Source organism: Ructibacterium gallinarum (genome assembly GCF_014982785.1).
Classification (GTDB): domain Bacteria; phylum Bacillota; class Clostridia; order Monoglobales; family Monoglobaceae; genus Ructibacterium; species Ructibacterium gallinarum.
This window is the reverse complement of record NZ_JADCKB010000011.1, coordinates 73,865-100,530: the sequence shown is the minus strand read 5'-3', so window position 1 is coordinate 100,530 and position 26,666 is coordinate 73,865. Positions and strand designations below refer to the sequence as shown.

Annotated in this window: 24 protein-coding genes and 2 pseudogenes; 6 read left to right on the top strand and 20 right to left on the bottom strand. The window is 40.1% G+C overall.

Annotation, left to right across the window (positions count from 1 at the left end; genetic code table 11):
• Window positions 1-157: 157 nt before the first annotated feature.
• Entirely contained in the window at window positions 158-1,429 is a 1,272-nt protein-coding gene (locus INF28_RS06795) for an HlyC/CorC family transporter (RefSeq protein WP_226392706.1), read from the bottom strand.
• A 101-nt stretch (window positions 1,430-1,530) separates the two neighbouring features.
• Window positions 1,531-1,887, bottom strand: coding sequence for a DUF4186 domain-containing protein (locus INF28_RS06790; RefSeq protein ID WP_226392712.1), 357 nt, complete (start codon window positions 1,885-1,887; stop codon window positions 1,531-1,533).
• 401 nt (window positions 1,888-2,288) lie between these two features.
• Between INF28_RS06790 and murA the strand changes: the two genes are divergently transcribed.
• Window positions 2,289-3,548 carry a UDP-N-acetylglucosamine 1-carboxyvinyltransferase gene (gene murA, locus INF28_RS06785; protein WP_226392705.1) on the top strand — a complete coding sequence of 420 codons (1,260 nt, stop codon included), beginning with the start codon at window positions 2,289-2,291 and terminating at the stop codon, window positions 3,546-3,548.
• A 10-nt stretch (window positions 3,549-3,558) separates the two neighbouring features.
• Here the strand turns inward: murA and sigE are convergent, their stop codons facing one another.
• The 3 genes and pseudogenes from sigE to INF28_RS06770 all read right to left on the bottom strand — a co-directional run bounded on the left by sigE (window position 3,559) and on the right by INF28_RS06770 (window position 6,006).
• Window positions 3,559-4,299, bottom strand: a complete 741-nt coding sequence (gene sigE, locus INF28_RS06780) for an RNA polymerase sporulation sigma factor SigE (protein WP_264175715.1) — start codon at window positions 4,297-4,299, stop codon at window positions 3,559-3,561.
• Window positions 4,300-4,348: 49 nt separating this feature from the next.
• A pseudogene (locus tag INF28_RS06775) lies at window positions 4,349-5,143 on the bottom strand (sigma-E processing peptidase SpoIIGA); the annotation flags it as partial.
• 104 nt (window positions 5,144-5,247) lie between these two features.
• A complete protein-coding gene (locus tag INF28_RS06770; protein WP_226392704.1) occupies window positions 5,248-6,006 on the bottom strand; it encodes a DeoR/GlpR family DNA-binding transcription regulator in 759 nt (252 codons plus the stop codon).
• 142 nt (window positions 6,007-6,148) lie between these two features.
• Here INF28_RS06770 and rhaD point away from each other — a divergent pair, with 142 nt between their 5' ends.
• Complete coding sequence (rhaD, locus tag INF28_RS06765) at window positions 6,149-6,961, top strand: rhamnulose-1-phosphate aldolase (RefSeq protein ID WP_226392703.1); 813 nt, start codon at window positions 6,149-6,151, stop codon at window positions 6,959-6,961.
• A 134-nt stretch (window positions 6,962-7,095) separates the two neighbouring features.
• Here rhaD and INF28_RS06760 read toward each other — a convergent pair whose 3' ends face one another.
• From INF28_RS06760 to INF28_RS06740, 5 genes are read right to left on the bottom strand one after another with little or no spacing between them, the layout of a single operon-like run.
• Complete coding sequence (locus INF28_RS06760) at window positions 7,096-9,012, bottom strand: hypothetical protein (RefSeq protein WP_226392702.1); 1,917 nt, start codon at window positions 9,010-9,012, stop codon at window positions 7,096-7,098.
• The gene (locus tag INF28_RS06755; RefSeq protein ID WP_226392701.1) at window positions 8,957-10,861 is read right to left on the bottom strand and encodes a glycosyltransferase family 2 protein; all 1,905 of its coding nucleotides are present in this window, start codon (window positions 10,859-10,861) and stop codon (window positions 8,957-8,959) included. The genes INF28_RS06760 and INF28_RS06755 overlap by 56 nt, the downstream gene beginning before the upstream one ends.
• Window positions 10,858-11,937, bottom strand: coding sequence for a glycosyltransferase (locus tag INF28_RS06750; protein WP_226392700.1), 1,080 nt, complete (start codon window positions 11,935-11,937; stop codon window positions 10,858-10,860). The genes INF28_RS06755 and INF28_RS06750 overlap by 4 nt, the downstream gene beginning before the upstream one ends.
• 3 nt (window positions 11,938-11,940) lie before the next feature.
• Window positions 11,941-13,470, bottom strand: coding sequence for a GGDEF domain-containing protein (locus tag INF28_RS06745; RefSeq protein WP_226392699.1), 1,530 nt, complete (start codon window positions 13,468-13,470; stop codon window positions 11,941-11,943).
• A 16-nt stretch (window positions 13,471-13,486) separates the two neighbouring features.
• Complete coding sequence (locus tag INF28_RS06740) at window positions 13,487-14,236, bottom strand: EAL domain-containing protein (RefSeq protein ID WP_226392698.1); 750 nt, start codon at window positions 14,234-14,236, stop codon at window positions 13,487-13,489.
• Between the two features lie 142 nt (window positions 14,237-14,378).
• Here INF28_RS06740 and INF28_RS06735 point away from each other — a divergent pair, with 142 nt between their 5' ends.
• Together INF28_RS06735 and INF28_RS06730 are read left to right on the top strand one after the other, a co-directional pair.
• On the top strand, window positions 14,379-14,834 hold the full coding sequence (locus tag INF28_RS06735) for a MarR family winged helix-turn-helix transcriptional regulator (RefSeq protein ID WP_226392697.1): 456 nt from the start codon (window positions 14,379-14,381) through the stop codon (window positions 14,832-14,834).
• 73 nt (window positions 14,835-14,907) lie between these two features.
• A complete protein-coding gene (locus INF28_RS06730; RefSeq protein WP_404815152.1) occupies window positions 14,908-16,206 on the top strand; it encodes an MATE family efflux transporter in 1,299 nt (432 codons plus the stop codon).
• Here the strand turns inward: INF28_RS06730 and INF28_RS06725 are convergent.
• The 3 genes from INF28_RS06725 to INF28_RS06715 all read right to left on the bottom strand — a co-directional run bounded on the left by INF28_RS06725 (window position 16,197) and on the right by INF28_RS06715 (window position 18,993).
• Window positions 16,197-16,766 carry a biotin transporter BioY gene (locus tag INF28_RS06725; RefSeq protein ID WP_226392695.1) on the bottom strand — a complete coding sequence of 190 codons (570 nt, stop codon included), beginning with the start codon at window positions 16,764-16,766 and terminating at the stop codon, window positions 16,197-16,199. The genes INF28_RS06730 and INF28_RS06725 overlap by 10 nt on opposite strands.
• 263 nt (window positions 16,767-17,029) lie before the next feature.
• Window positions 17,030-18,532, bottom strand: a complete 1,503-nt coding sequence (locus INF28_RS06720) for a DUF1846 domain-containing protein (RefSeq protein ID WP_226392694.1) — start codon at window positions 18,530-18,532, stop codon at window positions 17,030-17,032.
• Between the two features lie 119 nt (window positions 18,533-18,651).
• Window positions 18,652-18,993 carry a helix-turn-helix transcriptional regulator gene (locus tag INF28_RS06715; protein ID WP_226392693.1) on the bottom strand — a complete coding sequence of 114 codons (342 nt, stop codon included), beginning with the start codon at window positions 18,991-18,993 and terminating at the stop codon, window positions 18,652-18,654.
• Window positions 18,994-19,051: 58 nt separating this feature from the next.
• Here INF28_RS06715 and INF28_RS06710 point away from each other — a divergent pair, with 58 nt between their 5' ends.
• Window positions 19,052-19,486, top strand: a complete 435-nt coding sequence (locus INF28_RS06710; RefSeq protein WP_226392710.1) for a UxaA family hydrolase — start codon at window positions 19,052-19,054, stop codon at window positions 19,484-19,486.
• On the opposite strand, the gene INF28_RS06705 is transcribed toward INF28_RS06710, so the two are convergent.
• The 4 genes and pseudogenes from INF28_RS06705 to INF28_RS06690 all read right to left on the bottom strand — a co-directional run.
• A complete protein-coding gene (locus INF28_RS06705; protein WP_226392692.1) occupies window positions 19,481-21,550 on the bottom strand; it encodes a vWA domain-containing protein in 2,070 nt (689 codons plus the stop codon). The two genes, INF28_RS06710 and INF28_RS06705, sit on opposite strands and share 6 nt — an antisense overlap.
• Before the next feature lie 82 nt (window positions 21,551-21,632).
• Entirely contained in the window at window positions 21,633-21,989 is a 357-nt protein-coding gene (locus INF28_RS06700) for a sigma-70 family RNA polymerase sigma factor (RefSeq protein ID WP_226392709.1), read from the bottom strand.
• Between the two features lie 7 nt (window positions 21,990-21,996).
• Window positions 21,997-23,706: a recombinase family protein gene (locus tag INF28_RS06695; protein WP_226392691.1), complete on the bottom strand. Its 1,710-nt coding sequence runs from the start codon at window positions 23,704-23,706 to the stop codon at window positions 21,997-21,999.
• Window positions 23,707-23,918: 212 nt separating this feature from the next.
• Window positions 23,919-24,344, bottom strand: a pseudogene (locus tag INF28_RS06690) (cupin domain-containing protein); the annotation flags it as partial.
• Window positions 24,345-24,496: 152 nt separating this feature from the next.
• Between INF28_RS06690 and INF28_RS06685 the strand changes: the two are divergent.
• On the top strand, window positions 24,497-25,042 hold the full coding sequence (locus tag INF28_RS06685; RefSeq protein ID WP_226392690.1) for a DUF6512 family protein: 546 nt from the start codon (window positions 24,497-24,499) through the stop codon (window positions 25,040-25,042).
• Between the two features lie 93 nt (window positions 25,043-25,135).
• Here the strand turns inward: INF28_RS06685 and INF28_RS06680 are convergent, their stop codons facing one another.
• The 3 genes from INF28_RS06680 to INF28_RS06670 all read right to left on the bottom strand — a co-directional run bounded on the left by INF28_RS06680 (window position 25,136) and on the right by INF28_RS06670 (window position 26,652).
• Window positions 25,136-25,336, bottom strand: a complete 201-nt coding sequence (locus tag INF28_RS06680; protein WP_226392689.1) for a hypothetical protein — start codon at window positions 25,334-25,336, stop codon at window positions 25,136-25,138.
• Complete coding sequence (locus tag INF28_RS06675) at window positions 25,320-25,577, bottom strand: hypothetical protein (RefSeq protein WP_226392688.1); 258 nt, start codon at window positions 25,575-25,577, stop codon at window positions 25,320-25,322. Before INF28_RS06675 ends, INF28_RS06680 begins: the two co-directional genes overlap by 17 nt.
• Window positions 25,578-25,689: 112 nt before the next feature.
• Window positions 25,690-26,652, bottom strand: coding sequence for a hypothetical protein (locus INF28_RS06670; protein WP_226392687.1), 963 nt, complete (start codon window positions 26,650-26,652; stop codon window positions 25,690-25,692).
• Window positions 26,653-26,666 lie beyond the last annotated feature (14 nt).

Below are 26,666 nucleotides of genomic sequence, written 5' to 3'. Positions count from 1 at the left end.
CATAGGTGGAACAGAACTGATAAATCAACATATCTTTTCGCCTTTACGCAAATTTTTAGAAATTTATTCTCATTAACAAAAGCAGCCCCTGCTTTCTGAGCGAAAACAGGGGTTTTTCTACAGGCTGAGGGAAGCATTTTCATGCTCCCCTTCCTTCTTATTTATCATCCTCATCAGAGCTGGCGTCATCTTCGAGAGGAATAAAATGAATTAACACCTTGCCAATCCTGCGGCCGTCCAATTCCTTAACCGTAACCTGAAGGTTATGGTCAATAAAACTATCACCAACCTCCGGAAGTTTTTCCAACCGATCCATCGCCCAACCATTCACGGTATTTTGTTCCACATCACATTTGAGCCCGAAAAGTTCAAAGACTTCTTCAACGTCGGCACCGCCCAAAACCATATATTCGTTTTCGCCCAATTTTTCAATATCCTGAATAACATCATCATGTTCATCCCAGATTTCTCCAACCAGTTCTTCCAGAATATCTTCCATGGTAACAATCCCCATAGTTCCGCCATATTCATCAGTGACTACTGCCATGTGAGCCTGAGATTTTTGAAGATGCTTGATCAACCTAGAAATTTTAATGGATTCAGAAACAAAAATAACTGGCTTAATAATATCCGTAAGTTTTTGTCCACGGGTGCGAAGCATAATAAAGAAATCCCGCTGATGCACCACGCCAACTATATTATCAATGGTATCTTTATAAACCGGGATTCTTGAAAAGTTACTTTCCATAAAAATCCGGTACAGCGCCTGAGGGTCTTCGTCAATATCAATTGCCGTCAAATCTACTCTTGGTGTCAGAATATCCCCGGTTTCCAAATCATTAAATTCGATCGCACTCTTAATCAAGTCACCTTCCTGTGCATCAATTCCACCTTCGTTTTGTGCTTCTTCCACCATGGTCAAAAGTTCCTGCTCTGTAATGCCCCGGTCGTCTTTTGTTTTAAAAATTTTATTCAAAAGGATCTTCCACTGACCAAACAGCCAGTTAAACGGCAGTAAAATTGTCATTATGACCCGCAGAATGGGTGCAGAAAACATTGCGAAAGATTCCGGTCTTTCTTTCGCAAGACTTTTCGGTGAAATCTCACCAAAAATCAACACCAAAACCGTCATAACAACAGTGGAAATGGTAACACCATAAGCAGGAAAAAACTTCAAAAACACAACCGTTGCTACAGAAGATGCCGCAATATTCACCACATTATTACCAATTAATATACTGGATAATAATTTATCATACTGCTCCGACATCCGTAAAGTAAGCGCGGCCCTTTTATTCCCCTCATGCATCAAATTCTTCAGGCGTATTTTATTTAACGAAGAAAACGCCGTTTCTGTTGCAGAAAAATACGCCGAACAAAGGATAAGTACTACGAGCCAAATAATAATTAGCCCCGTGCTACTGTCCATAAATAAATAATTCCCCCTAATGATATAAATTTGTCTTATTATATCACAGTTATTATTGAAAGGCAATACTTTCCTAGAGATTTTCAGTTAAAAACAAATGCTTATGCCTCCATTTCTTTTTCAATCCATTTCATTAATAAATTTACAATTTTTTTCTGCTGAAGCGGAGTAAGGGGTACACCTTTAGGAACATGATACCATTTTTCCAAACATCCCCGGCAGCAGCATGCAGTTGCGTGCTGTGCTAGAAAAGCGGGATGCCCCCGCATTGGCGTTTGCTTTCCATCATTATTTAAATTTGCCGGTGCCAACCGGTTTTTCACAAAATCCTCTGCATGACGGCAAATCGTTTCCATCCCTTTCGCGCGGACATAAGCCTTGTCCTGTTCAGAAAGATGGAATCCACTGCGAAATTTTGATTTTTCCAATTTTTTCAGTGCCTGTTCCACGGTCTGCATTCTGCTCACAACCTTTATCCCTAATTCTCCTTTTAATGAAACCATTCACCCTTTTAGTCATTTATATCATAACTCCCATAGATTTTGCAACATATATTTTCAATAATTTTTGAAAACTATCTTTGTAAGAAAAATAAAAAAGGGAGGTACAATAATAATGAATGATTTTTTTAGTTCACTGGAGGAATTGCTGACTGGCCGAGCCTATCTTCCCATATACGCTTTTTTGAGTCAGGAACAGCCTGTAATAGCGCCAGTTTTATTTTTTAACTCTTGGGTATAAGCAGATATGTTTATCTTACCTTGTTTTCTGCCATTTATACAAAAATGGCAGTACATATTTTTTCAGAAATTGGTTCATAATGTAAAAAGACGCATAAATAAAGAAAGGACGAAACGTCATGGCACAATACTTGATTTCCCCTCCCCAGCATATGAAAGGAACGATTGCCATTAGCGGTTCCAAGAACGCCTCTCTGCCAATCCTGGCCGCAGGACTCCTGTGTGAATCCCCCTCGTTTTTTGAAAATATTCCCTGCCTTTCGGATACACAGAGAATGGAACAGCTTTTGACCTGTGCAGGAGGCATATGCCAAAGAGAGTCTTTCGGCACTGTTTCCGTCTGCCTTCCTGATGGGAGCAAAAGAAAATCTGCACCTTTAGAACTTGTTAGCAAACTCAGAGCTTCATTTTTAGTAATGGGTCCTCTGCTTGCCCGTACCGGCAAAATACGGATCCCTCTGCCGGGAGGCTGTCAGATCGGTGCACGTCCCATTGATCTACATCTGAAAGGTTTTGCCGCGCTTGGTGCAAAAATTCGACAGGGACACGGTTATGTAGAAGCAAAATGTGACCACTTAACCGGTACCGGAATTTATCTAGATTTTCCCAGTGTTGGCGCAACAGAAAACCTGATGCTGGCGGCTAGTTTGGCGGACGGAACCACAGTCATCGAAAACGCGGCCGCCGAACCGGAAATTGTTGATCTGGCCGAATGCCTAATCAAAATGGGGGCTGATGTTACAGGTGCCGGAACCGATACGATTACCATTATCGGGAAAAAAGTACTTTCTCCTTGCCGACATAAAGTCATTCCAGACAGAATCGAAGCCGGGACTTTTTTGGCCATGGCGGCAGCCGCACGAGGGGATGTGACTTTAACCAATGTCCGTCCTTCCCATGTCAAACCGGTCATTGCCAAATTGGAGGAAATGGGATTTGATATGGAAGCAGGGGAGGATATGCTCCATATCCTCCCCTGTGAAAAATTCAAAGCAGTAGACATAAAAACCCTTCCATATCCAGGATTTCCAACAGACATGCAGTCCCAGTTCATGGCCTTAATGAGTGTTGCCGATGGGACCGGTGTCATTGTAGAAACCATCTTCGAAAACCGTTTTATGCAAGTCCCCGAACTATTGCGCATGGGAGCCAAAATTAAAATTGACGGCAGAACAGCCGTAATAGATGGCGCCCGCCGTCTCAGCGGCGCACAGGTTAAAGCAACCGATCTTCGGGCCGGCGCTTCCTTAGTAATCGCCGCACTGGCAGCACAAGGCGATACCATTATCAATGACATTGAACACATGGAACGCGGCTACGAAAATTTTGTAGAAAAACTGACTACACTGAACATTAACATTCAGCGGTGCGAAAACTAAGCTTCTTTTCTCAGCCATTGATCATTTTACTGATGTCCCGACGCAGGCGTACAATAATCCGTTTTTCCAGCCGAGAAATATAGGACTGGGAAATTCCCAGCATATCAGCAACTTCTTTCTGGGTTTTTTCCTTTCCTTCGCCGCAAAGGCCAAAGCGCAGCTCCATAATACTCCGCTCTCGCTGGGACAGTTTCTCAAGTGCCAGATGAAGTAACTGCTTATCCACCTCATCCTCCAACGCTCTTTGGGTAATATCTTCATCTGTTCCAAGAACATCAGAAAGCAGCAATTCGTTGCCGTCCCAGTCCACATTTAACGGCTCATCAATAGACACTTCCGCCTTTGCACCATTGTTTTTTCGCAAATACATGAGAATTTCATTTTCAATGCAGCGCGAAGCATAGGTAGCCAGTTTAATTTTTTTATCTGTCTTAAATGTATTAATCGCTTTAATCAGCCCTATTGTTCCAATGGAAATTAAATCTTCTACACCGATACCGGTATTTTCAAATTTTCTCGCTATGTAAACCACCAAACGAAGATTTCTTTCAATCAGGATCTGGCGCGCATTCTGCCGGGCTTCCGGAACATTCAGCTGCAAAAGAAGCTCCTCCTCTTCTTCCCGGCTCAGTGGCGGCGGCAGTGTATCGCTTCCTCCGATATAAAAGATCTGCCCGGGTAAAATTCCACCCCATTTTTTCCTTACTTTTTCCAGCAACTGCGCCAGATACATTCTGAATTTTCTTTTCATGTCCCCTGCCTCCATTTATATTGTTTTCCCGCAGTACATCGGGGTTCATCACTGCCTGATATAAACTGTCTCCCGCAAACTCCCGTTCAATGACACCCACAGCCGCATTTCCATTGATTTCAAATCGGGAATCACAACAGACAATCCGGTCAGGATAAAAAACTGGAATCATATTTTCTCCATTTATGGTTCCAGCAGAAATCCAAATGGCATCTTCCGGTATTCCATTTTTCAGCAACCGACGAGGGATCAATATCACGCCATCACCCGATCCAGGCACAGTTAATTCGCATCCTGTATCAATCAGACCGGTGACATAAAAACTTTGATTTTTCAAACAAATACAAAGCTTTATCAGGATTTTCTCCCGGGTAAAATTTCGTGTACATATTTTTTTAAACACAATCATTAGCAAATAGGAAAGGAAAATTCCCACCACTAATGCCACCGGGTGTATATTCAGATACAACGTCCCATTTACCAGCACTGCCTGCAAATCACTTCCCATGTCGGTTTTCATTGCTAAGGCAGCCGTCACTCCACCCACAAGAACTGACACCGTCCAAAAAATACTGTATACCTTTAAAAAGTCAATCCATCTACCGTGTTTTTTCAGCAAAAAAATCGCACCAGCAGAAACGGCAATTCGCCCGGGCAATGAATACCAGAGTGCAAGTTCAGGATAAAACATTACAGTTCCATACAGTGCCAGCAGACCTCCCGCCGCAGTAACGCGCAAAACACTAAGTTTTAGCCTGCTAAGGAGCACGGTAAGAAACAGAATATTTAAATCCATAAAAAAATTCAGGGCAAACAGAATATCAGCATAAACTTCAATTTCCATTCCGCTCCCCCTCTCCGGCTTTATTATAGCGCAGAAGGGACAAAAAATCCTGTCAAAACATGGAGGACAAATTTTATTTTAAGGCACAATTTTCGACTGTGTTTTCAGTATACAATTTCACATCCTTGCGCTTCTGCCGCCCTGCGATATTCTTCCGGTGGCGACGTATCGGTAATCAAATAATCAATATCTTTAAAATCTGCCGTATGACAGATATAAGACGTAGAAAATTTATTACTTGTACACAGCAATATTCTGGTATTAGCATTTTTCAGCATAATACTCTTGATGCGACTCTGGGCTATCGAAGCATCCGTAATCCCGCGCTGGATATCCACACCACTGCAGGATATCATAACAGTATCTGCAAACCGGCGTCCGATATATTCCTCCGCATCTCCATCCAAAGCCGCATTGGAACGGCCGTTGATATGTCCGCCTGTCATATATACCTCTACATCTGTTTCCTGGGAAAGACGCATTGCGTTTTTCAAACCGTTGGTGATGACCGTCAAAAACCGATACTGTTTTAAAAGCCCGATGACCTCTCCCACTGTACTGCTGGAATCCAGGAACAGGGTATTGCCTGAAGTTATAAAATCCGCCGCCTTATCCGCAATCATCTGCTTTGCTCGAATGTTTTCCTGTTCACGGACCAAAAAAGCTGGATCCTCCTGGATGCCCTCAAGCAATACAGCCCCTCCATGCGATCTCCGCAGCATACCGCTTTGTTCCATCCGGCTCAGATCCCGACGTACCGTTGCTTCGCTGACATATAGTTTTTTGCTCAGTTCCCGCACGGTGACTGCCTTCTTCATCCGTAGAATTTCTAAAATTTCCGTTTCTCTTTCCTGGGCAAACATGCAATACCCCCTCTTGCTCGTTTATGCTTATTTATGTTTAAATTATAACACATATTTGCACAACACGCAAGCATATGAACATATATAGACAAAATGTACACTTTTTTGTATAATAAATAAAAAAGAAAAAGGAGTGTTATTTATGTATGCAGTAAAGGACGCAAGATTCATACAAGAAATTCAAAAATTAGCCGCCAACATGTATCGTATGGGCTGGGATGAGCGCAACGGAGGAAATATTAGCTATCTGGTTCCGGAAGAAGAAGTGCGCTATTATATCGACTCCAGCGCCGTACGCCGGCATTTCAGTATGGATTTTGACGCATCGCCTGTGGCTGGAAAATACTTTGTGGTAACTGGAACCACAAAATATTTTAAAAATATAGAAGAATATCCAGAAGTGAATTTAGGGCTGCTGCGCATCAGTGATGACGGAAAAGGTTATGACCTGCTTTGGGGTTACGAAGACGGAGGTCGTCCCACCAGCGAATTCCCCAGCCATTTAATGAGTCATATTGCCCGGCTTAAGATTGATCCCAAACACCGGATTGTCATGCACACCCATCCCATCAACACCATTGCCATGACCTTTGTACATGAACTTAGCGACCGCGCTTTCACCCGGACGCTTTGGCAAATGATTACAGAATGTATCGTTGTTTTTCCGGAAGGTGTTGGCGTTCTGCCCTGGATGGTATGCGGAAATACTGAGATTGGTGAAGCAACTGCTGCAAAAATGAAACAATACCGTTCTGTCATTTGGGCACAACATGGTATTTTCGGCACCGGACAAGATCCTGATGAAGCCTTTGGATTGATCGAAACTATTGAAAAAGCAGCTGAAATTTACATGAAAATAGCACATCTTCCGATCCTGCAAAATATTAAAGACGAAGAACTGAAAGAACTTGCAAAAGCTTTTCAACTGGATTACCGCAAGGATTTTCTGGACTAATCCAAATCCAAAAACAAGCTTATGTAAGTGGAATAAAGGCGCTGCTTCTGCGAAACTTACTAGGAGTAGTGCCTTCTATTTTTTATATTATCAATGCGGATTGCACCAAATATGATGCAATCCGTATCTTATTACTAAGACTCCGAAAGCGCGGACACAGAATAAATTCCCGTTTTTTTCAATATTGTTTTCTGCGAATCTTTTTCCTCCAAATTCACTGCCTCCTCATCCAATACAACAAGATAATCATATCGTTCTGGAAGTTCCGACAGCATTTCAGAAGTAAGCTGATCCGTAACCTCCACTTGCGGCGCATATAAAAAATACCGAGCCACATACCGCACTTCATCACTTGCCACCTGGCCGTCCCGGTCTTGCGCTGCAATCAAATATCGATTGGGGTCTTCCTTCCCATCCTCAGGCCAACGATCGGTTGTAATATGCTCTATTTTGCCAGGCAAAGACCGATGATATTCTTGCCTGATACTAATCAATCCATTGATTTCCGAATACAGAAAATTAACCGCTATCATAAAAGTAAACAAAACGCCATATTGATACATCCGTTTTGAGGCCGGCGAAGCAAAAGCGCGATACGCCCCACGTTCATCAATCTCCACCGCAAACGATTCTTCTATATCCACTGTAATTCCCATAATGAAACATCCAGCAAACAGTACCATAATGCTGCACGCGTATCGTTCAAATCCAGCCAGCCGCAAAGCTTCTTCTTCCGGCATGGAATATAAATACAAAAATAAAATACCAATATAGTATAAAACCGTCATCAAGTCAATTGGAATAAGAAGCTTCCAAATATTTTGGCATTTAAAATGATAGTATTTTCCTATCAGAACAGCGGCTGCCGCCAATATATTTCCCAGGAAAAAAATCTGCGCGGCCCTATCTGACGGATTCAACGACATTTTTATAAAATCATGAATAATTTGTCGATGATATTGCGGCGCCGCCGCCAAATATTGTTCTGTATTCTGCCCGACATCAAAATCAAATTTACTTTCAAAGCCAGATAGATCCACTTTCATATGATACCGCCACATCAAAAAAGGGAGTAATATACCAATTGTTGTCAATAATGCAATAAAAAATTTGGAGGAAAGTGCTTTCTTGTTTTCTTTGATATGGAATAGATTCCAAAAATAATACGCCAAGCCTATTCCCGCAAAAATTATCCCTGTGTTTTTTACAATTCCAGTAAATCCTAACACCAAAATAGAAAACACAGCAACCGTTCCAGGCCGCCGCCGATACCGGTACGCCATTGCCATAGATGCCATTACAAGCAAAGGAAGGAGAAAATCCACCAGAAGATTGTTACTTCGGATGGTCAAGTTTAAATAGGAAAGCACAGCACATCCCATACCCAAAATAGAATACAGCAAAAAACGCCGTTTTTCCTTTACAATACCAAAAACGGCATAAAAACAGGAAAAAATGATACTATTCTGTGCCAAAAGCATAATTCCCTGCGATCTTCCAAGAAATTTGCAGACATAATACAAAAACACTGCCGTCCCCGGAGGATAATCCAAAAATACCACCATATTTGTGTTGAGATCTGGAAAATGTTCTTCTATTAGTAAATATTTAACAATTAATGCCCAATGAGAAAAATTATCATAATGCAGTAATTTCAAATGATAAATTACGATACCAAAAAGGGCTGTACCTGCTAACAGACACATTTCAGCAATGTTCCATTTGGGCACAGCAATTTTCTTTTGAAAAGCAAGAACCATAAAATACAAAGCGCCAAGCAATCCACCCGCAAATGTCAGGTATGCGCTTAGGACGAGCCGGTTTAGAAGTCCACCGATATATAAAAATAGGCTAATTCCCGCGATGATCAAGATTGGCACAAAATATAAGGAAATTTTTACTTTTCGGGATACAAAAAACAAATATCCACCAAAAGAAATCAAAAAAGCAAATATCTTTACCCCCTGCAGCATTACATTTCCCTCCTTGCCCTCTTTAAGTTCTCCTTTTAGGGCTCCAGCGCATTTTAATATTACGATAAATTTCATCATACACCGTCATCCATGGATCAATTTCCTTGGGCAGGGAGTGTTCTCTGTCGTGTATGATTTGAAACCACTGCCGCTTGTCCCATTCGGTTTCCGGCTTGACCCTGGCTGTATAAAACCATTTTTTATTCTCCTGCCTGCTGTATACTGCCTCTGCGTCCAGCGCCGTGCAATAGTATTCCGAGGTCACAACAATGTGGAATTTCTCCCCCGGAACGAATGAGGCCTTCTCATTTAAATAAAACGAAATACCTTCCTCAGATACATCAAATGTAACCCCGCTATAATGCTTGTTATGCATTTGAGCCATCATATGTTCTTCCGCCTGAATCCGTTCAAACTTCCGCTTGGACTCCCTGCCGAGCATGAAAAAAACAGCATAAATTAGTGTGGTTAAATTATAAAACAACCAAAACAGAATGACACTGCTGTAAATCAGGGCCATGCCATACTTTCCCCCAGCAAACCTTATAATTGCCGCTATGGTAAGCAAAATCAAAAAGCTATGCGGAAGAACATATCGAAAAGACGCGGTTTTTCCTTTTTTTTTCTTTTTATCCGTAACCTTAAATTTCTGCTGATGCACTCCAATCGATTCAAGAAATACAGGGAAAATCAAATAGGGCGCCAAAATGGTATCTATGATCTGACTCCACCGCATATTCCGCACATTGGTACTCAGGTATCTTACCGAGATACTATAACATAGATGAGAAGGAAGCCAGAATAAAAGCAATTCCCAAAATTGACATTCCACAAGCTGAAAACCAAAAAGCGCAAACAAGATAGGTGAAAGGATAAAAATCATACGACATAAAAAAGACCACCAATAAAGATAGGCATTTAGGTACGAAAGTCTCCCTGCCAAAGGCAGATCTTTGGTAAATATCGCATTGGTGTTTTGAATACTCTGGATCACTCCTCTGGCCCACCGAATCCTTTGTCCGATCATACTTTGTACAGTAGAAGCCGAAAGTCCTGACGCCAAGGTCTCTGTGGTAGCATAGGTGATATACCCCGCCTTCTGAAGACGCAAACTAGTTTCAAAATCTTCGGTAATGGTACCGTAAGGAAAACCTCCGATTTCTTCCATGGCTTTGCGCAAAATTACTGTATTGCTCCCCGTATATGCCGCCGAATTTGACGCATTACGCATTACATTAATTTCCCGGGAAAAGAAATCCTGCTCGTTTGGAATATCCTTTTCAGAAAACAGATTAAACTGAAACAAATCCTGATTGTAAAAACTCTGTGGCGTTTGAATCAAACCGATTTTGATATCCGGATTCAAAAAATATGGTACGGTTTTCAAAAGAAATTTTCTTCTGGGAATCATATCTGAGTCAAACGTTGCAATCAACGGTGAAGATGTGTGGGCAAGGGCATTGTTATAATTTCCAGATTTCGCATGACAATTATCTTTTAACCCCAAATATCCCACTCCAAGATGTGCCGCCAATTCTGAAATTTCGCGGCGATTTCCATCGTCACACACAAAGATATGCACTTTACTCTTATCCGGATATTCCAAAAAAGTACAGGCGTTGATGGTTTTATACAAAAGCTCCGCCGGCTCGTTATGAGTTGCAATCAATACATCTACATCCGGATATTTTTCAGATGATACTTCAGGCATCTCTAAATACTTTTTCATACCTTTCATTCTGCTGATCATCAGTTCAAACATACCAAGAGTAGTATTCAATTCCGCCAAAGCCAGCAAAACACCCGCCAAGGACTGCCAAATCCCCAGATGCCATGGAATCGTAAAAAAAATTCTCCAAGTGAGGTATATACCACAACAAAATATGGTCAGTATAAAACACAGATTTCTTTTCTTTTCAAAACTCATTTGTCTTTCCTCTTTGTATGAAATACCCAGTTTTTCTGTAATCTATAAGAAAGAAAAAACAAAACCGTATCACACAGAATTTTGCTTATGGCAGGGCTCAAATGCAGCAATGTATTTACAGCCGTAACAGAAGCGGCCGATGCCGCTGCTAACCCGGCACATAAAAGGCTATAGCGCAGAACAGAAATCTTTTGACGGCCTGCACAGAATACATAGCTGCGGTTTAGTACATAATTGGCTGAAGCCGAAATGACTCTAGAAGCTATTGTTGCAATGGCTATCTGCCAAAAATAAATCCTCTCTGTTCCCCATACTGCTAAACGGGAAAACATCCAAAACAGCCAAACATCTAAAACAGCGCACAGCAAAGAGGATAAGCCAAACCGAACAAAATTAGATAGCAACGGTCTTAAAACAAGGATGCTGTCCCAGACAGGACGAAAATGAGAACCCTCATTGCCATTTCGATAAATCGTCTGAATGGTCACGCCTATAATAGGGATATCTTTTTTGACACATTTTAAAAGAACATTCATTTCATATTCAAAACGATCACCAGCGGTTTCCAAAACAATCGGCATTAAACTACTGTCAAAGGCGCGAAGCCCTGTCTGCGTATCTGTCAGCCATGTACCACAAGCCAAATAGAACAGTGCTGACGCTGCATGGTTACCGAAACGAGAACGAAGTGGTGTACGTTCAGAAGAAAAATCTCTTTCCCCCAACACCATTGATCCTGGTTGATTCTGAAGCGTTTTTAGAACCCGCATAATATCCTTCTGAGAATGCTGCCCGTCGCAGTCAGCACACAGAAAACAACTGTTATTTGAAGCTTTTTTCCAAGCATATGCTAATCCCGTCTTTAACGCTCGGTCTTTCCCCAAATTTGTAGAATGGCGTAGAACCGTGCAACGATCTATACGGCCAATTTCCTCAAAAATGGTTTTATAATCCGGGCCAGAACCGTCATCCACGATTATTGCCTCAGCAGGAATATCAGCCAAAAGAATATGAAGATACGTACAAAATTCCCTCTCCGGTTCCAGAGCCGGAATAATGATCCAGATATTTTTCATAGCTTACACACTCTTTTCGCGATTCTGTTTTTCCTTTCGGATATTTGTTTTGGATTTTGCCTGTGCATAAGGAATCTCACCGTGATTAATATAATACTGATTTTTCCCCATATATTTTGCCGCATACAAAGCAGCATCAGCACATTGATACAATCCTGCATAAGTTTTGATGGTTCCATCTACTGGAACAGCTCCAATGCTAACTGATGTGTCATATTTTTCATAATACCCATTGAGCATTTTTCTAACCTCATATAAAACATTCTCCAATTTTTCTACTAAAATTTCTTCAGGAATCAAATTGGGGATCAAAACAACAAATTCATCTCCGCCCAAACGTCCAATGCAATCGCTTTTCCTAAAGCACGCATTCAAGCATTGTGCAAATTTCTTTAAAATTTGATCTCCTTCCGGATGTCCCTCAAAATCATTGATTTTTTTGAAATTGTCCAAATCAAATAAAATAAGAGCACCAGCTGTTTGATCCTGAGTTAAAAATTGTTCCGCATACTGCTCAAATCCATTCCGATTATACAGGCCTGTCAGCTTATCATATCTGGCTTCCGCCTTTGCAAGAGATAATTCCTTTTGCATTCTAATAATATGATAATGTACCAAAAGGCCAGTCAATAAACTGATAATACATATTCCAAATAATCCTTCCAGTAAAGTTTGAGCCATGTTTCCAAACACTTTATCCATAGAAGAAGATGCAATTAAATAAATATCTTCGTATCGGCAAATCACACTTTGCCAGTATTGATCATTAATTTTTAGGAGAACAGGCTCTCTTGTCGGCATGGAATCCAAAAATTGCAGCATATCCTGCTGCGACTGGGTTCCCTCCATATGGAACTCCTGATGATTGTTTTCTGTAATGCCTAAAATTCGTCCACTTTCCTGATCTACGGCAAGCATGCTGGTATCATACTCGGTGGTTGCCTGTCTAAGAGTATACTGTATCAGTTCCTCACGGCTCATCAATCCAAGCCGGGATACATCAGCGTCAATCCGAATTGCGGCATAGTACGGTGAATTTGATTTCACCAATACATAAAAATATGCCGGCCGCTGAGAAAATTGTGGACGATCTACACAGAAAACATAAGCCTTATCTTCTTCACTGTGAAGAACAGTCTGCAATTCTTCCTGATTTTCATATAACTTGCCTGTTGAATCATCTGTACATAAACTAATCGTTCCAGAATAATCAATTACCGAAATATTACTGACTTCCATTAACTCCTTTAATAAGACAAGTCCATTGCTTCGGGAAATATTTTTAAAATCATGAGAAACAATGTATTCTACTCCCCATGCACGATTAAGGTAATCTTCTTTAAGAATTTCTTCCCTTTCCTTCTGATCTGCCACCGTATTTTCAATATTGGTAATTTCACTCTCTAAAAGCTGATTAAGGTAATGATTACTTTCCGCTTTGCTTCTTCCATACAAGCTAATGGTAAACAAAATTGCAATAAACAGTGTAGAAAGCGCCAAGGTTACTGCCAATCTTCGATATAATTTTTTCATAAGCCAATTTCCTTTCTTAAGACAGCAGTTGTTTCAAATACTCAGATTGAGGCATTGGTTTAAAAAAATAATATCCTTGTCCTGTAAAACAGCTATTTTCCAACAAAAAACGTATTTGCGTCGTATTTTCTACTCCCTCAGCAATTACATTGATCCCCAGCTTCCGTGCCAAATCGACTGTAGCACTTAAAATAATTTCTATACGGGGATCTCCAATCCTGCTTACAAAATACCGATCCAGTTTTAAAATATGAAAAGGAATATCTGCCAATAACTTTAAGGCCGAAAAACCAATACCAAAATCATCCAATGATATTTGAAATCCCCATTGTGACAGTTTTCCCATAAATTGTTCTAAATCTTCCTTATCATCGCGGCATACAGCCGTTTCTGTAAGTTCAAAAACAATATCTTCTTTTTCCGCTCCATTTTCTTCTGTGATTTTAATCAATTCTTCAGCTGCATCACATTGCCCCATATGCCTTCTTGACAAATTCACAGAAATCGGTCCCAGACAAGCACCCCTCCGCTTTGCCTCACGAATATCGCGGCATACCACCCGAAGCACCTCCCGATCCAGTTCAACAATTTGCCCGCTTTCTTCCAATGCAGGAATAAAATTAAGCGGCGAAATCTGCCTTCCATTCTTCTGCCGCCGAACCAAAGCCTCTGCACCACATATTTTGCCTGTCTGCATATCTACCTGTGGCTCATACCATACGCATAATTCCTGATTTGCAAACGCATGTTTAAAATTTATTTCCATGTCTTTTTCTTCCTTAAGCCATAGTTTCTATGTATAGCATTTCCATAACCATTTATCCTATGCACAAATACACTTGACAAAAGTCCGAAATCAGACTATAATATTAAAAGTTCAGTTTTTTTACCAAAAGGAGGTACTTTGCTTGCAAAAGACCAGAGAAAGAAATTTTTTAATTGTATATAATAGTATCTATAAAGAAAATGATCAGTTATACCATCATCTGGCCCGACATTTCGGGTTGTCAGACTGTGCATTTTGGATTTTATATATTTTAAGAGAAACTGAAAAAATATATACGCAAAAAGAAATCTGTAATTTGCTTTTCTTAAGCAAACAAACCGTAAACTCTGCTTTGAAAAAATTAGAAAAAAACGGTTATATTGTTCTTTCATCCAATGAAAACAATAAGAAAAACAAACAAATTCTTTTAACACAAACTGGTGAAAAACTGATGCAGAATACTATAGATCCAATATTAAAAATAGAGGAAAAAGCCTTCGCGCGGTTTTCAGAAAAAGAATGTAACTTGTTTTTGAACATGTATCATCAGTATTTGGAATTTTTAAAAGAAGAAGCTGGAGAACTTTTATGCTCATGACTTTGTTCTCCTAAATAATGAAAGAAAGCGAAAGATATATATGCGAATTCAACTATCCGACCACTTCACCTTTATGAGATTAATAAAATTTGTTTTTCCCTCTGTGATGATGATGCTTTTCACTTCTATCTATGGTGTTATAGACGGACTGTTTGTATCAAATTTTGCCGGGAAAACCCCATTTGCCGCCATTAATCTTATCATGCCCTTATTAATGGGGCTTGGAACAATAGGCTTTATGATCGGCACTGGTGGCAGTGCTATCGTATCCAAAACTTTAGGAAAAGGAGACCGAAACAAAGCAAATCGCTATTTTTCTGCCTTAGTCTGGAGCACCATCATTATTGGTCTGCTTCTTACCATACCCGGGCTTATCTGGCTGCGTCCCATTGCGGCCGCTTTAGGTGCAGAAGAACAGATGATGAATGATTGTATCATTTATGGGAGTATTCTTTTGTCATTTCAAACTGCATTTATGCTACAAAATGTTTTTCAAAGCTTTTTTATTACTGCAGAAAAACCTACCTTAGGCCTTGGTATTACCGTTACAGCCGGGTGCACCAATATTGTACTTGACGCACTGTTTGTAGCAGTCTTCCACTGGGGCACAGCAGGGGCAGCAGCTGCAACGGTTATCAGCCAATGTGTGGGAGGCATCCTCCCTCTTTTTTACTTCGCACGGAAAAATGATAGTCTACTGCAAATTGTAAAACCTGCCTTTGAATTAAATATGCTTATCAAAGTATGCACTAACGGTTCTTCAGAACTCATGACCAACCTATCATTGTCACTGGTAAACATTCTGTATAATTTTCAGTTGATAAAAATGGCAGGAGAAAACGGTATCGCCGCTTACGGAGTAATCATGTACGTCAATTTCATTTTTTTGGCCGTCTTTATCGGTTATTCCATCGGCATTGCACCAGTAATCGGATTTCATTACGGGGAAGAAAATCATAACGAATTGAAAAATTTGCTGCGGAAAAGCATGGTTCTAATCGGCGCAGCCGGCATCTTTCTGACCTGTTTTGCTGAGCTTTTGGCAAAACCGCTTTCTCTTATTTTTGTCAGCTATGACAAAACACTATTGATCATGACCTGTCGCGGCTTTCAGATATACTCCATATCTTTTTTGATTACTGGCTTTAATATTTTTGGCTCCGCTTTCTTTACCGCGCTCAACAACGGCTTTGTTTCTGCCGCCATCTCTTTTTTACGAACATTGCTGTTTCAGGTCATCTGTATTCTTTTTCTTCCAGTACTATGGGGCATAGACGGCATTTGGCTTGCGATTACCTTTGCCGAGATTTCAGCCGCAGCAGTCACCTTTTTCTTTCTGGTAAACAAAAGAAAGGTTTACAGCTACAACTGAACCCTATACCGGCGCACCCACGGTAAAAGGCGTCTTGCCAGAAACGCAGCAGCCAAAGCACTGACAATATCGGTTGGCAAAGTCATAAATACACAACTGACCAATAACGGCCAGACAGCAACCGTTTTTCCCATATAATAAACTGCGAGAAAATAATAGTATACTGTTCCCAACAGATAAATAACTGCCAAACCTGCAAAAGAAGCCATTAACATGCGTAAGTAAGAAGGCTGCTGTACTCGATAATAAGCTACTGCCCCGATGATCCAGGCACTTATAACGAATCCGATCAAATACCCAAAAGTTGGCTTGAAAATATATCCAAAACCACCTCCCTGCGTAAAAATAGGTACTCCTATCATACCCAAAATAAAATACGCTCCACAACTTATTAAAGCGCCACGCCTTCCAAGGAGCAGTCCTGCCAGCATAATGAACAATGTTTGTAAAGTAAACGGAATCACCGGCAATGGTATACGAATAAAGGCTCCAACAGCAATCAGAGCCGTAAACAATGCACACATACATAATGCTTGTGGCGTTAAAACTAAACGTTTCATAATGATCACCCTTCCTTTTGACTTTAGGCATTATATCATATATTTATTTAAATGTAAACTAATTATTTTTATATAGTTTACATTTTGCAATATTATTTTAAAAAAACATTGCAAATAAAAACAGATATTTACAGAAACAAAATTGCCACAACACCATCTAAAATTCTAAGCACAAAAAATAACGGTCACTGCAGATTTCAGGACCGTTATTGATCAGTTTCTTATTAAATGATTTCACTTGTGTCAAAACATTTTTCTTTTATTTAAACAGAGGCAAAATCCTTGCTATCATTATCGTTCATCGTCTGATATGCTGGTTCACAGGTAAGATTTACGCCAAGCCGCCGAAACACCTTTTCGTCGACGGCAGACAAAATCACTGAAGAATGGACTTCACAGCCGCGGAGCTTGTAAAGCTGTTCCATAGCCAGCTCGGCAGTGGGATCCGTAGCTGCACAAATGGATAGTGCAATCAAAGCCTCATCGGTATGAAGCCGCGGATTTCTATTACCCAAATGATCCACTTTTAAATGCTGAATCGGTTCAATAATAACTGGAGAAATCAAATGTATTTCATCCTTAATTCCAGCAAGCGTTTTCAAAGTATTCAAAAGCAACGCCGAAGAAGCTCCCAACAAATCCGAAGTTTTCCCAGTTATGATCGTTCCATCATGAAGCTGCAATGCCGCGGCCGGAGATCCCGTCAAAGCTGCCTTCTGAAGGGCCGGTGCAATAACCGCCCTATCATGCACAGTAATTCCGGCTTTCTTCATCAAAAGCTCCAGTTTAAAAATCATTTCTTCATCAGCCAAACCCTTGCGCTGATCACACAACGCTGTGTAATAACGTCTTAGAATTTCCTGACAGGAGGCCTGACGCACAACCTCATCATCAATAATACAGTTGCCCGCCATGTTGACACCCATATCCGTGGGAGATTTATACGGGCATTTTCCCGTAATCTTTTCAAACATAGCTGTTACAACCGGAAAAATTTCAACATCCCGATTATAATTTACAGTCGTTTCTCCGTAGGCTTCCAAATGAAATGGGTCAATCATATTAACATCATTCAAATCCACAGTAGCTGCTTCATATGCCAGATTTACTGGATGCTTCAAAGGTAAATTCCAAATTGGAAAGGTTTCAAACTTGGCATATCCCGCCTGAATATTCCTCTTATAATCATGATATAATTGAGATAAACAGGTGGCCATTTTTCCACTTCCCGGTCCCGGCGCAGTCACCACAACCAATTCCCGGCTGGTTTCAATATATTCATTTTTCCCATACCCTTCATCGCTGACAATTTTAGCAATATCAGAAGGATATCCATCTATTGGATAATGCCGATATACACGCACGCCCAAAGATTCCAGACGCTTTTGAAACGCCTCTGCAACAGCCTGTCCCTGAAATTGTGTCATCACCACACTGCCCACATACAATCCAATGGTGCGGAAACAGTCAATCAGACGGATCACATCTAAATCATAAGTGATTCCCAAATCCCCACGAAGTTTATTCTTTTCTATATCAGCTGCATTAATCGCAATCACGATCTCCACACGGTCTTTTAACTGCAGCAACATCCGCAGCTTGCTATCCGGCTGAAAACCCGGAAGTACACGAGAAGCATGAAAGTCATCAAACAGCTTTCCGCCAAATTCAAGATATAGCTTACCGCCAAACTGCGCGATACGATCCCGGATATGTTCGGACTGCATCCGAAGATACTTTTCATTATCAAACCCAATCTTGCACATCGTCTGACACCTCTCCCTGCATATTCTTATCCAATGAAATATTATACAAAAAAATTTAGAAAGTTGCAAGCCCTCGCTGAAAAAGATTTATTATTTTTCACGTATTGATATACGATATTTCAAAGCAATGCTCCGGTAATCTGAAGGAACATCTTACAAAAGTGATTATCCGAATGGAACCCAGTTTTTTGTACAATTTCTGTTACCCTCATTTTCGTATGATTTAATAAATGAATGTCCTGTCTGATACGCACCCGAATCAAATATTCCGAATAGGTCATCCCCATAACTTTACGAAAGGTTCGACTTAGATATGTACTGCTCATATAAAACTGATCTGACAGCTTTAGCAGGGTAATATCCTCCATGTAATGCGTATTGATATAACGAACCATCTTCTGCACCTTTTCTTTTCTTCCGCTTTCTTGTCTCGCTGGTTCCAGCTTACCCCAGCGTCTCAAACAAAAAGAGAACCGCTTCTTCCTGCCTCCATGCTAAAAGTCGGCTTAAAATGGGGGCATTTCAACCTTAGAAGAAAAATCACTTGGTTGCGTCCAAAAGGACGGCCGTTCTACTGTAGTTAATGTTTTAGATTATGGGAAAATCCTTACCGTGCCCGGGCTACATCTGCTCAACGGGCCGGGCAACGATATGGTGGTTGTTATCAATCTAACTGCCGCCGGAGCACATATGATACTGTTTACCACCGGCCGGGGGACTCCATTAGGCAATCCAATCCCCACGGTAAAAATTTCTACAAATTCTACTCTCGCCAAGCATAAAAGCCGGTGGATTGATTTTGACGCCGGAATTTTGATATCCGGGGCAGATCCAACCGAAACCGCCAATACTCTATTTCAGTCCTGTATGGAAATTGCCAGCGGCAAAAAAACCAAAAACGAACAATACGGATACCGCGAAATCTCTATTTTTAAAGACGGCGTAACCTTATAAAAAACATTGAAGAAGCAAGCAGGCAGCAGCTTCAGCATCGTTTGGGCAATTTTTAAGTCGTCGCCAAAGTTCATGAACAGCCGGAAGCATTCGATGAATCTCTTTACGATGCAGGTATAGTTTCTGTTTCATATCTTCTTTTTCATCTAATAAAAATCCTGCGATTCCCTTCGGGGGATTGCTTTTTAAATACGCTTCTGCATCCGCGTACACTTGTTTTAAAACTGCTTTATATTTTCCTTCCGCTTCTGCAATGCAGAAAGAAAGCGCAAGACAGGAATATGCTGTCTGCAGACCTCGTTTTTCTCTTCCGTATACATATGGAGCCGCAATGGATCCGTCACTACAAATCCCTTGCAATATAATTTGTTGACAATACGAAATCAGTATTTTTTTCTTTCCGGGCTGTAAACAAAGTCCAGATTCCTCTTCACCGAAAATAGACGGCCGATTCTGGTATTCCTCCATTCCCTCAGATATACTAGAATAAAATACAATGGGAACCGCATTTATTTTCTCCCCATAATCAATAGCAAAAACCGTTTCGCTATTTATCATTCGAAAACGCAGGCCAGTTTCCAACATTTCCTGTTTAATTCTCCTGTGAGATGAAACTTCTGTTTTGTTCAGCAATGTTTTCAAATGCTCTGTTTTATACATTCCAAAAAGGGCATCTGCTGCAGGTAAATTTCGAAAAACTGGACTATGGATTGCACTGCAAACTTCTTTTTTCTTTCCATCTACCCACAATGCGAAACGCATTGGAGCCCGCCCAGTATATCGCACGGCTACATCCACATACCCATCCATACCCAAAGTCGCATCAGGCAAAGTCAGCATTTCTTCTGTCACTCCATCTTCTGCCGTAACCAAAGGAACAATAGATGGATAAAGCAAGCGATTTATAATATCAGGGAGCCTATACTGAGGCGCTTCTTGTTCATAAAAATGTACATGAACACATTTTTCTCCACCTTGTCCATTTTTCCAGCGATGCACAAACTCTGTATTTGCCACTGCACCAGTTGTCATCAAGTGTACAGCAGGCAGTTTTTTTTTCATTTTTAATGCGGCTTCTGGCTGTGCCGGAGATCCTCCCGTAAACAATAGAACCAAATCACCGCTTTGCAAGTCTTTACATGTCGAAAGATTCAAAAACATTTCTGCGAGGCTACCTTTTCCATTGTCCGTTTTTTCTAGAACAGAAAATATCTGATCCTCTGACTGCGCCATCCGAAATCCATGAAACACCGGAAGCTTTTCCGAAGTACACCAAATATGTATCAAAATGTCCTCTGGCAAAGACTCTACGGCTCGATACAAAAGTTCCTTCACTGCATTGGTTTTTTCCTCGGAATGAATTCCGCTCAGATCAAGCAGCAACCAAACAGAAGATCTACGTTTTTCTAAATATAGATTCTTATTGATGGTACACAGCCGATAGATTCCAATTCCTTCATTCATGTTTTCCCTCAAAAGGCTTACTGGCACCGGATGATCCTGTTTCACATCCAGTGCAAAATCTTTCCCTGCCTCTGTCAAGCAAAAAATCTCCATTTCCCTTTCTTTTCTGTGTATCTGTAACTGATGCGTAGGAGACCATACTGTGTCCGGCGCAGGAGCCAAAGTAAAATCCATTTCCACCGGACAACATTCCATCTTTTGCTGTTCCATTCCCGGAAGTAAAAATCCTAAAGGAAAAACAAATCTGTATCCATTTCCCGCTATCTGAAGCGGCATGACTCCTTGCATCTGAAGTTGAAATTCTTCTCCCGGGGCAACAGAATCCATTTGCAGACAATAAGTCTGCGGAGTAAGTTGAAGTAACTTAACACCAAACTCTTGTAATTCGGGCAAACAGGCCGGCTGAATGGAAGCACGAAGCACTGTTTTTCCTGCTGTCAGTATCTGCAGATCTCGAATCACAATTTCTTCCGGCATGGGAAAGACATAACGCCCCCCTATATGTCCTTTACTATCATTATAAAAGGTATACTGCATTAAAAGGAGCACATAAGCTAGACGAAACTCTCCAGAAATAGTAATTTTTTTTAAAAACTTCATTTGTTCCCCCAAAACAATAAATATTTTTTCCATTGTAAACGATTTTTCCCAAACATGCAAGAACTTCTGTAAAAAGATTAAATTATTTTTTTTCTTCGCAAATTCCCTTTCTCAGTTTTGTCACTGCTTTTTTTTCAATTCTTGATACATAGGACCGGGAAATTTTTAATTGTTTGGCAATTTCCCGTTGCGGCAAACATCGTCCATCAATTAAACCATAGCGCAAAAGTATTACCTGTCGTTCTCGTGGATCCAGCTCCTGACAAATATTGCTGTAAAGCTGTTTTACTTCCATGCTTGTATTAATTTCATCAAATACATCAACATCATCACTGCTCATAACATCAAGGAGCATAACCTGATTTCCCTCTTTATCCGTACCAATTGATTCATTTAGGGATACATCTCCTTGCTCTTTTTTTCTGGAACGTAAAAGCATCAAGATTTCATTTGCTACCCCCTCTTGACGGCTCTGTTTCCGCTTCGTTAGGAAGTTCTATTTCATCTTCATTCGCCCCAAACAAATACACATGAACATTCTCACCGTCCCAAACAATTTTCTTAACGAAATTGCGAATTGCCATCCGTTTTTGTTCTATCGTCATGGTATCAAATGTGGACGCAAACGACGATAGCAATTCCCGGAGAATATCAAATTCTTCGTGGGACAACACATTTTCTTTTGTAAGGCTTTCCAGTTCTTCCATACTCTTTTTGATGGATTCGTTCTTTTCGTGTAATTCGTTTATCTGGTCGGTGATATATCCGTTTGCGGCAGTCCCTTCCGTTTCTGCCAGTTTGGAAACCAAGGCTTTAATTTCTTTTTCATTGTCTGCCAGCGAATTTTTAAAATGTTCCATCCGTCTATCATACTCGCTGGTATTGGCCTTAATGGCTTTCTTGCTTTCCTCCAACTGCTTTACAAATTCGGAACTGTTTTCGGATAATTTTTTAACTTCCTCACAAATCGCCCTGTCGAGCACATTTCCATTAGGATTTTTCATATTGCATTCCTGCATACGGCTTTTCTCTTTCATCTCGCATAGATACGAATAGCGTTTTTCGCCCTCTGCATATTCGGTGTTATATACCTTGGGGCGCATATAACTTCCGCAATGTCCACAATAGAGCAAGCCTGACAATAGAGCCATTGTACTTTTTGGCTTTCGATACGCTTTTGATGCGTTTTGTTCTAAATAATTCTGCACCGTTACCCACTCCTTTCCTGAAATCACGCCTTCGTGTTTCCCGACTGCGATAATCCACTCGTCCATGTTGCGGAACTGATTTGCCTTTCCCGCTTGCTGAATGGTTTTGTTATAGGCCATGATTCCATGTCTGCCATCAAACTCTGTTTTATCCGCATATAGCTCTACGCCTAATTTTTCATAATAATTCCATGCGTCCATATCCGCTATCATATAAACGGGATTTTGTAAAATCGCTTTAATGGAAAATCGGGTGAAATCCTTTCCCATTTTCGTTTTCATATGGTTTTGTATCAAGTAGGTTTCTACCTTTGTCAGACTGTTCATTTCCAGGAATCGGCTGTAAATCGTTTTAACAAGCTCCATTTCGTCCTGCACAATGTCTAATTTGTAGGCGCTCCGCTTTTTCCCGTCAACCGTTACTTTTTGTACCTGGGTTGATTGATAGCCCGTTGGCGTATTCCCTCCGAGCCAGCGTCCAGTTTTTGCAAGTTCGTGCATATTATCCCGGATACGTTCCGCTATGGTTTCCCGTTCCAACTGGGAAAATACCGAAGCAATATACATCATAGCACGTCCCAAAGAAGAATCAGTATCAAATTTTTCTTTGATGGATTCAAACGAAATTTTGAGGGCTTTAAACTCGTCAATCAGTTTCGCAAAATCGCCGATGTTACGGCTGATACGGTCTAACCGGTAACAAATGATAACGCTAAACTTCTTTTTCCTTGCGTCCTCCATCATCTTTTGAAACTGCGGACGTTCCGTGTTTCCACCAGAAAACCCTTCGTCCTCATAGATAAATATATTTTCCTCCGGTGTGTTGGGATAGTTTACGTCAATATATTTTTTGCATAATTCAATCTGATTCTCGATACTTTCGCCCTTTCCTGTGAAGCGGGATTTTCTGGAGTATATGGCGATACATGGATTTTGTTTCTCATTCATTGGATATTCCCTCACCTTATGTTATGCTTTTATTTCTAACCACACATAATGGCTCTATTTATATTATAGCAAAAACCAACCGAAAAAGCAAAAACTTTTTTGCGAATTCGCATAAAAAAATGCCATGAGAACGGTAAGGCTTCTCATGGCAATCTTTTTTACAATTTGTTTTAAATAAGTACTTAGGGAAAATCGATCTCCCAAAACGCCAATTACTTTTGCTTTTCTGCTAATTCTGCCGCTTCTTTGGTTTTATGAACCGTTCCAAACGGATGTTGCGGCGGCGCATAAATGGAATACAACTTAAGCGGCATACGGCCAATATTGATAATATTATGCCATGTACCTGCTGGAACAAGAACTGCATAGTTACTGTTCACTCTTTGCTGGTCATTTAAAACGTCCGGGTCTTTTCCCATTTGAACCAGCGCATATCCATTTTCAATCCGTATGAACTGGTCAAGATTGTCATGCATCTCCAGGCCGATATCTCCGCCAACCGGAATACTCATCAATGTCACCTGTAAATGTTCTCCGGTCCATAATGCTGTCCGGTAGTTGTTGTTCATTTTCGCAAAGCTGTCAATGTTTACAATCAGTGGTTCCGGACCATAATCCTTTATTTCCGGAACACGGTTATGGTATCTGTTTTGATTCACCTTCCTCACCTCCTACTGAACATAATATGTGGGTATACAGAAAATCGTTCGTATACAACAACTGTGTCATATTGTGGCTGTTTGAAACATAAACTGATACGAAACATATCATAAGGAGGCGAATGATCAAAATGAAAGCTTTATCGAAACCTGAAAAATGGGTTTTAATCGGAATCCCTATCCTGTTTTTAATTGGCGCTATCCTGCATTTTGCATACAACATCTTAGGGGAAAGCCCGATTGTGGGATTATTTGCGCCTGTCAACGAAAGCATTTGGGAGCATACCAAAATGGTACTTTGGCCAGTCATTCTTTGGTGGTCGCTCTACTATTGTTTCCGAGGCAAACAGTACGATCTTGACAAAAACAAGTGGTTTGGAGGCGCTTTGGCCGCATTGCTGACATCACTGTTTACGATGCCTATGCTTTACTATTTTTATACCGAAGCCTTCGGTGTGGAACTTTTGTGGGTGGATATCCTAATATTGTTATTGTCTCTCATCTTTGGGCAATTTTTGGGGCTACATATCTATCAAAATAGCAAAGGAATCCATGCGAAATTTGTGATTGCCGTTTTCATTGCACTTGTACTGCTGTTTATGCTGTTTACATTTTTCCCTCCGCACATTCCCTTATTTCAGGATGGTTTAACCGGCAGTTATGGAATCCAATTTTAAGTTATAATATCATACGGTTTCTTTTGTCTTACAACATTGATCAAGGCATAGCGGCAATTCAAAATTTAAAAACAACTTGCAAATAAGATGGATTTATAGCACCTGTTTTCTAATTTTTGCAATCTTTCTACGACATGATTCTAACTCAAAAGCAATAACATCATCTTCTGAATTGGGCTGAAAAAACTGTCGGAGCGTTGCCAGCCCGTCAGCAACCATAGCAAGATTTGCCGCTATGACTTCATCAGCAGACAGAGCCTTATTGCATTCTGACTTTTCAATTATTTTTACCATAATATTCACCATCCTCTTTTATTTTTGGATTTGAATTGATAAGAATGTTCATTTTCTTTATACAATCATCTAATACATCTGTCATGACACTTTCACCATGAAGCTCCATAACAAGATTCTTTGCTTCCATCATGCAATTCAATACAATTTGAAAATTTAATAATATAATATCGGTGGTATCCTCTACATTAGCCGATACTTTCACCTCAACATTTTCAAGCTTTTCAACAATCGGTATCATTTTATCATCTCCTTCCGTTCATAACTTCATTTATTCAGGCAGAGGATGTATACATTTTATTGAGATAATAAATAAGTGCCCTGCAACTTGGCAAGGCACCTATCATAAATTATTATAATGCACCATTGTTGACAGGTATTATCATATAAGAATAAGATAAATCATCAACATCTGATTTCGTATTTCTGTCAATTATATATTGTGCTTGTGTTGACATAGATTTCCCTTTATTATTGGACTTATTGGCTGCGTAGTATTCACACATTTCTTCAGCCTCATTTATCTTAAACAAGGCTGTTTCATAAGATTCGTTATTGAATAAAGCCATCGTTATGATAACAAATAATGATTCAACTAATTTATGCCATTCATCATTACTGATATATTTTGAATGACAATAAATTTTTGTCCACTCTATATTTTCAATTTCATCTGTACTAATAACTAAACGAATATCATACCCTGTTAGATTTTTTATATAAACCTTTTCTGCATTTGATTTCTTCAAGACGGATTTTGCCCATACTTCTTCATCCCAAATTTCTTTATACTCAAAATCACTTAAAGAATATATTCTAATACTAGCGAAAAAATTGGAAAATTCCCTATTTTCCATTATACTTTTCATTTTAGGTAAATTGATAGCCATATCTAAGGCTTTATTAAAACGATCTATAAATTCCTTGATTCCATAAGTAAAACTATATCCAAACTTTGCAGATAAACTGCTTCGTATAACTATGCTGTTTTTTCTATCAATTTCAGCTTTTTGTTCTGCCTCAGCAGCTTGTTTCTGTAAATTTTCCGTTTGTTGCCGCAATATTTCAGCTTGTTTTTCCGCCTCTTCTCTGCGGCGTTTTTCTTGCTCGGCATATTGGGTATATTTCTGTTTTAAATTTTCTGTTTTATCTTTTGTAAATTCTTTAAATTGATGAAACTTTCCTTTATAATCATAATTTTTTATTTTTTCAGCTACTTTTGAAAGCCCTGCATCGATACTGATAAAACCGCATTTCTCGCATTTAGAGCTATTTTCTTTTAGTTTATTTCCGCATTTGGTACAAAATCTATCCATTTTATAAACTCCAT